Annotated in this window: 14 protein-coding genes and 1 tRNA gene; 8 read left to right on the plus strand and 7 right to left on the minus strand. The window is 64.0% G+C overall.

What is annotated here, in order from left to right:
• Nucleotides 1–58: 58 nt before the first annotated feature.
• From QT382_RS15300 to QT382_RS15320, 5 genes are read left to right on the plus strand one after another with little or no spacing between them, the layout of a single operon-like run.
• Entirely contained in the window at nucleotides 59–625 is a 567-nt protein-coding gene (locus QT382_RS15300; protein ID WP_289254959.1) for an RNA polymerase sigma factor, read from the plus strand.
• Entirely contained in the window at nucleotides 622–1,116 is a 495-nt protein-coding gene (locus QT382_RS15305) for a DUF3619 family protein (protein ID WP_289254960.1), read from the plus strand. Before QT382_RS15300 ends, QT382_RS15305 begins: the two co-directional genes overlap by 4 nt.
• 13 nt (nucleotides 1,117–1,129) lie before the next feature.
• The gene (locus QT382_RS15310) at nucleotides 1,130–1,879 is read left to right on the plus strand and encodes a DUF3106 domain-containing protein (RefSeq protein WP_289254961.1); all 750 of its coding nucleotides are present in this window, start codon (nucleotides 1,130–1,132) and stop codon (nucleotides 1,877–1,879) included.
• 17 nt (nucleotides 1,880–1,896) lie between these two features.
• Nucleotides 1,897–2,379, plus strand: a complete 483-nt coding sequence (locus QT382_RS15315; RefSeq protein ID WP_289254962.1) for an RDD family protein — start codon at nucleotides 1,897–1,899, stop codon at nucleotides 2,377–2,379.
• On the plus strand, nucleotides 2,376–2,762 hold the full coding sequence (locus tag QT382_RS15320) for a diacylglycerol kinase (protein WP_289254963.1): 387 nt from the start codon (nucleotides 2,376–2,378) through the stop codon (nucleotides 2,760–2,762). Before QT382_RS15315 ends, QT382_RS15320 begins: the two co-directional genes overlap by 4 nt.
• A gap of 9 nt (nucleotides 2,763–2,771) precedes the next feature.
• Here the strand turns inward: QT382_RS15320 and QT382_RS15325 are convergent, their stop codons facing one another.
• Both QT382_RS15325 and QT382_RS15330 read right to left on the minus strand, forming a co-directional pair.
• Nucleotides 2,772–3,110 (minus strand): P-II family nitrogen regulator, encoded by a 339-nt coding sequence (locus tag QT382_RS15325; RefSeq protein ID WP_233369985.1) that lies wholly within the window; start codon nucleotides 3,108–3,110, stop codon nucleotides 2,772–2,774.
• Between the two features lie 36 nt (nucleotides 3,111–3,146).
• The gene (locus QT382_RS15330) at nucleotides 3,147–4,829 is read right to left on the minus strand and encodes an NAD+ synthase (protein WP_289254964.1); all 1,683 of its coding nucleotides are present in this window, start codon (nucleotides 4,827–4,829) and stop codon (nucleotides 3,147–3,149) included.
• On the opposite strand from QT382_RS15330, the gene QT382_RS15335 reads away from it, so the two are divergent.
• Nucleotides 4,828–6,006 carry a GNAT family N-acetyltransferase gene (locus QT382_RS15335; RefSeq protein ID WP_289254965.1) on the plus strand — a complete coding sequence of 393 codons (1,179 nt, stop codon included), beginning with the start codon at nucleotides 4,828–4,830 and terminating at the stop codon, nucleotides 6,004–6,006. The genes QT382_RS15330 and QT382_RS15335 overlap by 2 nt on opposite strands.
• Nucleotides 6,007–6,070: 64 nt before the next feature.
• On the opposite strand, the gene ppa is transcribed toward QT382_RS15335, so the two are convergent.
• Nucleotides 6,071–6,610 carry an inorganic diphosphatase gene (gene ppa, locus QT382_RS15340; protein WP_289254966.1) on the minus strand — a complete coding sequence of 180 codons (540 nt, stop codon included), beginning with the start codon at nucleotides 6,608–6,610 and terminating at the stop codon, nucleotides 6,071–6,073.
• Between the two features lie 243 nt (nucleotides 6,611–6,853).
• Here ppa and QT382_RS15345 point away from each other — a divergent pair, with 243 nt between their 5' ends.
• Entirely contained in the window at nucleotides 6,854–9,028 is a 2,175-nt protein-coding gene (locus tag QT382_RS15345; protein ID WP_289254967.1) for a sodium-translocating pyrophosphatase, read from the plus strand.
• 110 nt (nucleotides 9,029–9,138) lie between these two features.
• Nucleotides 9,139–9,966, plus strand: coding sequence for a J domain-containing protein (locus tag QT382_RS15350; protein ID WP_289254968.1), 828 nt, complete (start codon nucleotides 9,139–9,141; stop codon nucleotides 9,964–9,966).
• Between the two features lie 2 nt (nucleotides 9,967–9,968).
• Here QT382_RS15350 and mobA read toward each other — a convergent pair whose 3' ends face one another.
• From mobA to QT382_RS15370, 4 genes are all read right to left on the minus strand, one after another.
• A complete protein-coding gene (gene mobA, locus QT382_RS15355; protein ID WP_289254969.1) occupies nucleotides 9,969–10,589 on the minus strand; it encodes a molybdenum cofactor guanylyltransferase MobA in 621 nt (206 codons plus the stop codon).
• 116 nt (nucleotides 10,590–10,705) lie between these two features.
• Nucleotides 10,706–10,782, minus strand: a tRNA-Pro gene (locus QT382_RS15360).
• 37 nt (nucleotides 10,783–10,819) lie between these two features.
• Complete coding sequence (locus tag QT382_RS15365; RefSeq protein ID WP_289254970.1) at nucleotides 10,820–11,218, minus strand: MerR family transcriptional regulator; 399 nt, start codon at nucleotides 11,216–11,218, stop codon at nucleotides 10,820–10,822.
• A 34-nt stretch (nucleotides 11,219–11,252) separates the two neighbouring features.
• Nucleotides 11,253–11,627 (minus strand): integration host factor subunit alpha, encoded by a 375-nt coding sequence (locus QT382_RS15370; protein WP_502929897.1) that lies wholly within the window; start codon nucleotides 11,625–11,627, stop codon nucleotides 11,253–11,255.
• Nucleotides 11,628–11,634: the final 7 nt, after the last annotated feature.

The raw sequence follows: 11,634 nt of genomic DNA on the forward strand, positions 1-11,634 counted from the left end.
AGCCTTCGCGATGCAATAATCGCCACCCTTTGCGATCGCTACAGTCCCGTCGAGTCCCTTGGCCACCGATAAAGAACTGAACGACTTCCTGCGCGGCGTTGACCGCCGTGCCTTCAAGCGCACGGTCTATCTGGTCCGCGACGAGGATGCGGCACTGGACATCGTGCAGGACGCGATGATCAAGCTGGCCGAAAAGTACTTCGACCGACCGGCCGAGGAACTGCCGCTGCTGTTCCAGCGCATCCTGTCCAACGCGACCATGGACTGGTTCCGGCGCCAAAAAGTGCGCAGAGCGGTCATGACCAACATGTCCGATTTCGAGTCAGGGGATCCCGACGACGATTTCAATCTGCTTGAATCACTGGAAACCAGCGATGGGGCCATGGGTGCCCTCAGCGCGGCTGACGAAGTATCCAAGGCCCAAATCTTGCAAGTGATTGAGGCGGAAGTCGCCGAATTGCCGGCGCGTCAACGCGAAGCCTTCCTGCTCCGTTACTGGGAGGAATTGGATGTCGCGGAGACAGCTTCCGTTATGGGTTGCTCGGAAGGCAGTGTGAAAACCCACTGCTCCCGTGCGGTACACGCACTCGCGAAATCGCTGAAGGCAAAGGGGATCACGCTATGAACGAGTCACGCCAAACGACCCATGACACGGATGAACTGGTGTCGCGCTTCGCTTCGCGCGTGACCGCCAGTCTTGACCAGCAAATGACTGCACTGCCGGTGGACATCACCGAGCGGCTGCGCTTTGCCCGTGAGCAAGCACTGACAAAGGCGCGCCGGGAGCGGGCCTTGGCCGCCGCGTCGGCCGTCAAAGCCGTCGCAGTTGGCGGCGGTGCCATGGCGCTTGCCGGCAATGGACGTTCTCCGCGCTGGCTGAAGCTGGCCTCACTCTTGCCGCTGCTGCTCCTGATCGCCGGCCTGCTGCTGATCCAGCAAAGCCAGTGGTACGAGCAGATCACGGCTGCCGCCGAGGTGGATACTGCGTTGCTCTCCGACAAGCTGCCACCGGCCGCCTATAGCGACCCCGGCTTCAAGGAATATCTGCAGGAAGACGAGCAGCAGCAATCGCGGCCGCAGCTGCAACAACAGCAGCAGCCACAAAAACAAGAGTGACGAGCCCCCGCCTATGACCCGTCGGCCTCCGCTGGCAACCCGGTTTTCTTTTGCCCCCCTCACCGTCCTGTTGTTAGGCCTGGGCGCTGTTGCGTCGCAGGCTCAGTCGAGCGAGGCTGCCGCCAGCAGCGCTGTGGCAACAAAGCCGGCGGCGAGCGCCGTTGCGACATCCGGTGCACGCTGGCGCGGTCTCAGTGGAGCCCATCAACGCATCCTCGCTCCGCTGGAGAAGGATTGGGACAGTCTGGACGCCCAGAGTCAGGGCAAGTGGCTGGAACTTGCCGGACGCTACAACACCCTGCCCGCCGCGGAACAGCAACGGGTTCAGGAACGTATGAGCGAATGGGCCAATACCAGCCCGGCCGAGCGACAACGTGCCCGTGTGGGCTACCAAGGTGCGCAACAAATCAAGGTCGATGACCGGCAGGCCAAATGGGAGGCCTACCAGTCATTGCCGGCCGAGAAACGGCAGGAACTGGCAGCCAAGGCTGCAGAGAAAGCCAGCGCCGCCTCGGTCAAGGTGCCCAGCCCTGGTGCGGGAACCAAGTCCAATCTGGTGCCTGCTGCATCGACGGCGCCTGTGGCGCGCCCCGTCGCCCCGTCTGTCTTGCAGGCCAAGCCCGGGGCAACGACGGTATTGATCACCCAGGCTCCGGCCCGCCCCAGCCACCAGATGCCCGGCATGCCCAAGCTGATTGCCGACCCCAGCCTGGTTGACCCCAAGACCCTGCTGCCCCGGCCCGCCTCGGCACCCGTCCAATGAGCGGACCGAATCCAGACTTGCCGGGCCTGGCCCGACGCATGGCTTGTTTCGTCTACGAAGGGGTGTTGCTCTTCGGCGTCGTCTTTGTGTCCGGTTACCTGTATTCAACCCTGACCCAGCAACGCAATGCGATGCAGGGCCAGCACGGGTTACAAGCCTTCCTGTTCGTAGTGCTGGGCGTCTACTTCATCTGGTTCTGGTCGCATGGCGGCCAAACGGTGGCCATGAAAGCCTGGCATGTCAGGGTGCTGACCCGTGAGGGCTTGCCGCTGAGCCAGGCCCGTGCTGCGGTTCGCTACCTGCTGTCCTGGTTGTGGTTCATGCCGGCCTTGGTGAGCGTCTACATGTTCGGTTTGCACGGGCTGGGTGCCATCTTCGGCAGCATGGCGGCCGGCGTCTTCGCGTATGCCTTGATCAGCTACCTGCAGCCCGAGCGTCAATTCCTGCACGACACGCTCTGCGGCACACGCCTGGTGACGCAATTGCCCGCCAAGCGATGAGCAAGACCAACCCCCACAAGGGCCGCGCCGGCCTGGATCGCATCATTCATGCGGCCGGCTATTCAATGGAAGGATTGAAGGCAGCCTACACAGGTGAAAGCGCTTTCAGGCAGGAAACCTGGCTGTGCGTGGTGGCAACGCCCGTCGCTTTCTGGCTGGGACGCAACTGGGTGGAGGTCGCTCTGCTGCTGGGCTCACTCGCCCTGCTGCTGATCGTCGAGTTGCTGAATTCGGCAGTCGAAGCGGCCATCGACCGGATCTCGTTCGACCGCCATGAACTGTCCAAGCGCGCCAAAGACATTGGCAGCGCCGCCGTGTTCATCGCACTGATGCTCTGTGCCGGCATCTGGGGCACGGCGCTGTGGCAGCGCATCGCCGGCTGATCAGACGACTCAGACGGCTGCTTCGTCGGTCTCGCCGGTGCGGATGCGCACCACCTGCTCCACCGGGGTGACGAAGATCTTGCCGTCGCCGATCTTGCCGGTCTTGGCGGCCTTCAGGATGGCATCGATGCAGCGGTCGACCTCGTCGTCCTTGACGACCACCTCGACCTTCACCTTGGGCAGGAAGTCGACCACGTATTCAGCCCCGCGATACAGCTCGGTATGTCCCTTCTGGCGGCCGAAGCCCTTGACCTCGGTGACCGTCAGCCCCGAAGCCCCGACTTCGGCCAGCGCCTCGCGCACTTCGTCGAGCTTGAACGGCTTGATGATGGCGGTGATCTGTTTCATGGCGGCGAGCTCCAGCGAATTGCGATTGGCTCCGATTTAAGCACGGAACTTCGAGGTGATCGGATAGCGCCAATCGCGGCCGAACGCCCGGTGGGTGATGCGGATTCCCACCGGTGCCTGACGCCGCTTGTACTCGTTGAGCTTGATCAGCCGCGTCACACGTTCGACATCGGCTTGCGAATAGCCGGCGGCGACGATTTCGGCGATGGAACGGTCCTCTTCCATATACATGGCCAGGATGGCGTCCAGCACCTCGTAAGCCGGCAGGCTGTCCTGGTCCTTCTGGTCCGGCCGCAGCTCGGCAGACGGCGGGCGGGTGATGATGCGCTCCGGAATCACCGGCCCCACGGTGCCGTCGGCGCGCCGGCTGGGCTGCTCGTTCTTCCATCGCGCCAGCCGGAACACCAGCGTCTTGGCCACATCCTTGATGACTGCAAAGCCGCCAGCCATGTCGCCGTAGAGCGTGCAGTAGCCGGTTGCCATCTCGCTCTTGTTGCCCGTGGTCAGGACGATGGAGCCGAACTTGTTCGACAAGGCCATCAGCAGGGTGCCGCGGATGCGCGCCTGGATGTTCTCCTCCGTAGCGTCGAGCGCCAGCCCCTCAAACTCGCTGGCCAGGCCTGCGTTGAAGGCCTCGAACATCGGCACGATGGACTTCTCGTCGTAGCGCACGCCCAGGCGCTCGGCCATGTCACGCGCATCGATCCAGGAGATGTCGGCCGTGTATGGCGAAGGCATCATCACGGTCCGAACCTTGTCGGCGCCCAGCGCGTCAACGGCAATGGCCAGCACCAGGGCCGAATCGATGCCGCCGGACAAGCCGATGATGGCGCCAGGGAAGCCGTTCTTGCCCACGTAGTCGCGCACACCCATCACCAACGCGCCCCAGACCTGGGCCTCCGGCTCCGGCAGCGGCGTCACCGCACCACGCGGCCGACCAAACGCATCCAGATCGACCGTCGTCAGCGCTTCCTGGAACATCGGAGCCCGCGCGGCGATTTGCCCTTCGGCATCGAGCGCAAACGAGGCACCATCGAACACCACCTCATCCTGGCCGCCGACCAAGTGCGAATACAGCAGCGGCAGACCGACGTCGCGGGCCCGCTCCGCCATCCGCTGCTCGCGCTCCTCGACCTTGCCCATGTGGAAGGGCGATGCGTTCATCACGCACAGTAGCTCGGCGCCCGCGGCCTTGGCTGCACGGGCCGGTTCGTCGAACCAGGCGTCTTCGCAGATCAGCAGGCCGAAGCGCCGACCGTCGACTTCGAACACCACAGGCGCTTCACCCGCATCGCGGCCGGAGACGAAATAGCGGCGCTCGTCGAAGACCTGGTAATTCGGCAGCTCGCGCTTGCAGTAGGTGCGCAAGACCTGCCCCTTGGACAAGACCGACGCTGCGTTGAAGCGCCGAGGCACACTCAGGCTTCGCGACCTAAGATCGCCCTCGCGCTGATACGGATGACCGACCACCACATGCAGACCTTCGCAATCCGCCAGCGCCCGGGCGATGCCGGCAAGCGCATCGTCGCAGGCCTGCATGAAGGCCGGACGCAGGAGCAGGTCTTCGGGCGGGTAACCGCACAGGCTGAGCTCCGGCGTCAGCACCAGGTGCACACCCTCGGCATGGGCACGCCGGGCCCATTCCACGATCTTGCCGGCATTGCCCGCGAGGTCACCGACCGTGACATTGATTTGAGCCAGCGCGACTTTCAGGGACATGGATAGCGGCACCAAAACTGAGGCTGGGAATTATGTCATCCGGGTTCTCACCGACCCGGCCGAGATCCCCATAGAAGCCTGGAATGCTCTGCTGGAAACACAGAGCCAGCCGACGCCCTTCATGCGTCTTGAGTACCTGTCGTCCTTGGTCAGCTCCGGCAGCGCCTGTGCAGACACTGGTTGGCAACCGCAGTTCATTGCCATCACGTCGGGCGACGAACTGATCGCCGCCTGTCCAGCCTGGCTCAAGTCGCACAGCTACGGAGAATATGTGTTCGACTGGGCCTGGGCCGATGCGTACCAGCGCCACGGCCTGGCCTACTACCCCAAGTTGCTGGTGGCCGTGCCTTTCACTCCGGTGCCAGGCAGTCGCTTGCTGGCGCGTGATGCCGCCTCGCGAAGCCTCCTCGTTCTCGCACTTCAAGCTATGGCCGAGCAGCAGCAGCTGTCGTCAATTCACCTGCTCTTCGGTACTTCGGACGACCACGCGGCGGCTGGCGAACGGCAATGGCTGGAACGGCATGGCGTGCAGTTCCACTGGACCCAGCCGTCGGGCACTGAGCCTTGGTCGGACTTCGCAAGCTTCCTGGCTTCGCTGCAACGGGACAAGCGAAAGAAAATCCTGCAGGAGCAGCGCAAGGTCAGAGAAGCAGGCGTCAGCTTCGAAGCGAAGCTGGGGCCGGCCATTGCGACGGAGGACTGGGATTTCTTCTACCGCTGCTACCAGCTGACGTACCGGGCCCATCACAGCACGCCCTACCTTAGCCGCGACTTCTTTGCGCATATGGCCGACAGCATGGCCGGCTACTGGCTGCTGTTCATCGCCCGCCACGATGGCGAGCCTGTCGCCGCCTCGCTAATCGCACTCGACCCGGAGCGTCGCGCGGCCTTCGGCCGCTACTGGGGCGCCGTCGCAGACATCCCCTGCCTGCACTTCGAGGCTTGCTACTACCAGCCGCTCGCCTGGTGCATTGCGAACGGCTACAGCCGCTTCGAAGGTGGAGCGCAGGGGGAACACAAGATGGCCCGAGGCTTGCTGCCCGTGGCTACACAGTCCTCGCATTGGCTGGCGCATCCGGACTTCAGCGAAGCCGTGGCGGACTTTCTGGCCCGGGAGGGTCAGGCCATGCAGGGCTACGTCAGCGAGTTGGAGCAGCACCAGCCCTTCAGGCTCTGAAGCAAAAAGGGCACCCATGGGTGCCCTCTTCGCGGATGGCCAGTTGGCCAATCGGCCTGCCTGATTACTTCTGCTGCGACTTCGCGTAGTTGGCGATGCCGGACACGATTTCGGCCTTGGCGGCCTCAGGGCCTTCCCAGCCCTTGACCTTGACCCACTTGCCCGGCTCCAGGTCCTTGTAGTGCTCGAAGAAATGCTGGATCGCGTTGAGGCGCATCTTGTTCACGTCCTCGGGCTTCTGCCAGTGGTCGTACATGGGCAGGATCTTGCTGGTGGGCACGGCCAGCAGCTTGGCATCGCCGCCCGCCTCGTCGTCCATCTGCAGCACGCCGATTGCACGGCAAGTCACCACCACGCCTGGCGTCAGGGCGTAGGGCGTGATCACCAGCACATCGACCGGGTCGCCGTCGTCCGAAAGCGTCTGCGGGATGTAGCCATAGTTGCAGGGGTAGTGCATGGCCGTCGTCATGAAGCGGTCCACGAACAGCGCGCCGGTCTCCTTGTCGACCTCGTACTTGATCGGGTCGGCATTCATCGGAATCTCGATGACGACGTTGAATTGCTCGGGCGCCTTGGCGCCGGGGGTGACGTTGTGCAGGCTCATCGCGGTTCTTCTCGGTGGAATGCAGGGGAAACCCGGATTCTAAGGCGGCGGCTTGCCCCGCCCTGACGGGACGCAAATCCACGCTGGTTTTCCCGCGGTTCGCTGGTAAACACCAGAGCGCCCCCTAGCGCTCCTCCTTAGCATGCCCGCAGCGACCGGCGCACCCCCACAGGGCCAGAACAGTGGGCCGGCGTGAAATCCGAAACGGCTGAGACAGACTGACTGACTAAAGGAGACATGTTCATGTCGACGAGTATGGCGCTGGGCTTCGCGCTGGCCTGCGGAGTTGCCGCGGTTCTTTATGGTTTCATTCAACGCAGCTGGATCCTGAGTCAGGACGCCGGCAATGCCCGCATGCAGGAGATCGCCGCGGCGATTCAGCAAGGTGCGGCAGCCTATCTCGCACGGCAGTACAAGACCATAGGCATGGTCGGTGTGGTGCTGGCGGTGCTGATCGGCTATTTCCTAGACATGCAGACGGCTATCGGCTTCGTCGTCGGCGCCGTGCTTTCCGGCGCCTGCGGCTTCATTGGCATGAATGTCTCGGTGCGCGCCAACGTGCGCACCGCGCAGGCAGCCACCAAGGGCATGGCCCCGGCACTGGACGTCGCCTTTAAGGGTGGCGCCATCACCGGCATGCTGGTGGTCGGCCTCGGCCTGCTGGGCGTTGGCCTCTTCTACTGGCATGTGAGCAAGGGCGGCGTAGAGAACAGCTCGGCCGCGCTGAAGCCTCTGCTGGGCCTGGCTTTCGGCTCCTCGCTGATCTCGATCTTTGCCCGCCTGGGTGGCGGCATCTTCACCAAGGGCGCCGACGTGGGCGCCGACCTGGTGGGCAAGGTGGAAGCCGGCATCCCCGAGGATGACCCGCGCAACCCTGCGGTGATCGCCGACAACGTGGGCGACAACGTCGGCGACTGCGCCGGCATGGCCGCCGACCTGTTCGAGACCTATGCGGTAACGCTGATTGCCACGATGGCCCTGGGTGCTCTGATGGTGGCCAATTCGGCCAGCGCCATGGCCATCGTCTACCCGCTGGTGCTGGGTGGCGTGTCCATCCTGTTCTCCATCGTCGGCTGCTACTTCGTCAAGGCCTCGCCCGGCATGAAGAACGTGATGCCGGCCCTGTACAAGGGCCTTGCGGTGGCGGGTGCGCTGTCGCTGGTGGCCTTCTTCTTCGTCACCAAGGCGATGTTCCCGCAAGGTCTGGCCCTGAGCAGCGGCACGACGGTTTCTGCAATGGCCCTGTTCGGCACCTGTGCCGTGGGCCTGGTGCTGACAGCCGTGCTGGTCTGGATCACCGAGTTCTACACCGGCACGCAGTACAGCCCGGTGCAGCACATCGCCCAGGCCTCTACCACCGGCCACGGCACCAACATCATTGCCGGCCTCGGCGTCTCCATGCGCTCCACCGCCTGGCCGGTGCTGTTCGTGGTGGCCGCCATCCTGGCCGCCTATCAGCTGGGCGGCCTGTATGGCATTGCGGTCGCAGCCACATCCATGTTGAGCATGGCCGGCATCGTCGTCGCCCTTGACGCCTATGGCCCGATCACCGACAACGCCGGCGGCATTGCCGAGATGTCGGAGCTGCCCGACAGCGTGCGTGCGGTCACCGACCCGCTGGACGCCGTGGGCAACACGACCAAGGCCGTGACCAAGGGCTATGCCATCGGCTCGGCCGGCCTGGCAGCCCTGGTGCTGTTCGCCGACTACACCCACTCGCTGCAGGACCGCGGCATCACGACCACCTTCGACCTGAGCGAGCCGCGCGTCATCGTCGGCCTGTTCATCGGTGGCCTGATCCCCTACCTGTTCGGCGCCATGGCCATGGAAGCCGTCGGCCGAGCCGCCGGCTCGGTGGTGGTCGAGGTGCGTCGCCAGTTCAGCACCATCAAGGGCATCATGGACGGCACCGGCAAGCCTGAATACGGCAAGGCGGTCGACATGCTGACCACCGCTGCCATCAAGGAGATGGTGGTTCCGTCGCTGCTGCCGGTCGTCGTACCGGTCATCGTCGGCCTGCTGCTGGGCCCCGCAGCCCTGGGCGGCCTGCTGATGGGCACCATCGTCACCGGCCTGTTTGTCGCCATCTCCATGTGCACCGGCGGCGGCGCCTGGGACAACGCGAAGAAGTACATCGAAGACGGCCACCATGGCGGCAAGGGCTCCGAGGCCCACAAGGCTGCGGTGACCGGCGACACCGTGGGAGATCCGTACAAGGACACAGCCGGTCCGGCCGTGAACCCCTTGATCAAGATCATCAACATCGTCGCCCTGCTGATCGTGCCGCTGCTGCCGATGTCGGCAAGCACCAAGCCAGTCGAGCACGCGCCGGTCACGGCTGCGGCCAGCGCCCCGGCCATGCCGGCTGAAGCCGCCTCTGCGGCGGCACCAGCTGCCAGCGGCGCCTCGCAGCCCTGATCCGGCTCCAACATCCGAAAACAAACAGCCCCGCTTAGGGGCTGTTTCTATTTCTGGGTGTCGCCGGAGCAGCGAGAATCGGCCCATGTGCTGGATGGATTCGCGCCGTGATGAGTGAGGGACTGGCCCTGTCGCGCCACGCGCTGGCCCGCCGCCAGAGCGCGCTGGCTGACCTGCGCCGCTACCTGGCTATCCAGGAGCAGGACTACCAGCTGCTACGCGCAACGCTCTTCCAGTTCATGCAACGCTACAAAGGTGAACTGGGCCCGCTCTACCGGGAGCTGGATCGCACCGAAGACCAGTTGCACGCCATCGTCTGCCAGTTGGGCGGCCAAGACATTCCCGCCGCACCGCGAATTCGGCACGCTGCGATGCAGGCGCTGACCCAGCCATTGCCACCCGCGCCGTCCCTGCCCGCCGAGCCAGGTACGACAGCGATTGCCAGCGGCGAGCCTCTCAGCCTCAAGCAGCTCTACCGCCGCGCCGCCATGCGGCTTCACCCCGACCGCGCGCCGGATGAGTCGATCCGGGCGCAGAACCAGCTCAGCATGGTGGCCGCCAATGCCGCCTATGCCCGGGCTGATCGCCACGCATTGGAAACGTTGCTGATCGCCGCTGGCGAGGATGCCGCCCTGGTCAGCGGTCCGGTGCATCCGCGCCTGGCCTGGCTGCGCCAGGCTGAGCGCATGGTGCAGGATCGCTTGTCTCTGGTGCAGCAGCACCGCCGGCAGTTGCAAGACCATCCGCTGCACAGACTCTGGGAAGCAGTCAGCCGTGCCGAGACCAAGGGCCTGAGGCCGCTCACGATCATGGCCAACCGCTTGCGCACCCAGATCTCGGAACGACGCCGCGAGCTTTACATTGGCCAGCGGCTGCATCCCGCCTCTCTGCTGGCCCAGACCTTCTTGGCCGAGCGACGGGCCAGGCTGGAAGCCTGAGTTCAGACCTGGCGGTCGGCCTGCTGCGCTTGCAGCTCGTCGAGGGTGTTGAGATTTCTGAAGGCCTTGGCGTCGTCGAAGATCACCTCGGCGCATCGCTGCTCCAGAGCCCAGCGCTCGATACGCCTCCCCCCATCGGCCATGTATTGCTCAAGGCCTGGCCGCAGGGACACCTTCATCAGACTGAACACCGGTTGGCGTTGAAGGCTGCCATCCGCATCTCTCGTGACCGCGATGGCAATCTCAGCATCGGCGGCGCTCAAGCCTGCAACCAAGCGCTCCACCAGATCAGCAGGGAACCCTGGACAGTCGCACGGCACTGTCGCGAGATATGGCGTGGCGCAATGCACCAGGCCGGCCACGAACCCGGCCAGCGGGCCTTGAAAAGACGAATCGGCGTCGCTGCAGACCGGGAAGCCGAATCGCTCGTAAGTCTCGAGACAACGGTTGGCGTTCACCATCAGTGCGCCGACCTGCGGTGCCAATCGCCGCAGCGCATTCAGTGCAAGCGGCTGCCCACCCAGCAGCTGCAGGCCTTTGTCTACGCCGCCCATGCGGCTGCCACGCCCACCGGCCAGCACCAGGCCCGTGATCTGGTCCCGAATTGACGAAAGCTGGGCCATGAGTGCGGAGGTCAGGACAATTTGCGGATTCGCCGAGACCCTGCCAAGAGCCGAGTCCAGATGGAGAAACGGGCCAGATGCTTGCGCATCTGGCCCGTTGGTTTCTCGCTATTCAGTGGTCGGGACGGCGGGATTCGAACTCGCGACCCCTTGCACCCCATGCAAGTGCGCTACCAGGCTGCGCTACGCCCCGACTGAAGCGTGAGAGTATATACGAAAACACAGGCCTCTCAGAGGAGCAGCGTTTCGCGAATCGCCTTGAGCTCCTGTCGCAGTTGCAGCATCGACAACTGCTCGCCAACGACAGGCGGAGGCACGGAATTTTCATGTGCCATTTCGGATTCAAAGTCGTCCAACGCCTCAAGTCGAGCGGCCCCTTGATCCGCCAACTGATTGCGCGCCCCACTGATCGTAAAGCCCTGGTCGTAGAGCAGGTCGCGGATGCGACGGATCAGGAGCACTTCGTGGTGCTGGTAGTAGCGACGGTTGCCGCGTCGCTTCATCGGGCGAAGCTGGGTGAACTCCTGTTCCCAGTAGCGCAGCACATAGGGCTTCACACCGCAAAGCTCGCTCACCTCACCGATGGTGAAGTAGCGTTTGGCGGGGATAGCGGGCAGCGCTTTCTCCATTGAAATCAAGAGCTTCAGCCGGGGAGGTCAGACTCTACTCGAAGTCTTCTACGGCAGGTGCATCACCTTGTACCTGGTCTTTCAACTTGTGGCTGGCGTGAAACGTGACCACATTGCGGGCATTGATCGGTATCGATTCGCCGGTGCGTGGATTGCGCCCCGGGCGCGGCGCCTTGCGACGGATGTTGAAGTTGCCAAAGCCCGAGAGCTTGACGTCGTCACCGCGGACCAGGGTCTGGTGAATGATGTCGTAGAACGCCTCGACCATGTCTTTGGATTCGCGCTTGTTCAGGCCCAGCCTGTCGAAAAGCAGGTCAGCCAGTTCGGCCTTGGTCAGCGTCGGTGTTTCCAGGCTGGGCAGGAGCACGCTCATCACGGCGGGCTTGATGTCTTCTTGGTCGTCGCTCATTGGTTGT

Origin of the sequence: Pelomonas sp. SE-A7, assembly GCF_030345705.1 — a bacterium.
Taxonomy (GTDB): domain Bacteria; phylum Pseudomonadota; class Gammaproteobacteria; order Burkholderiales; family Burkholderiaceae_C; genus JAUASW01.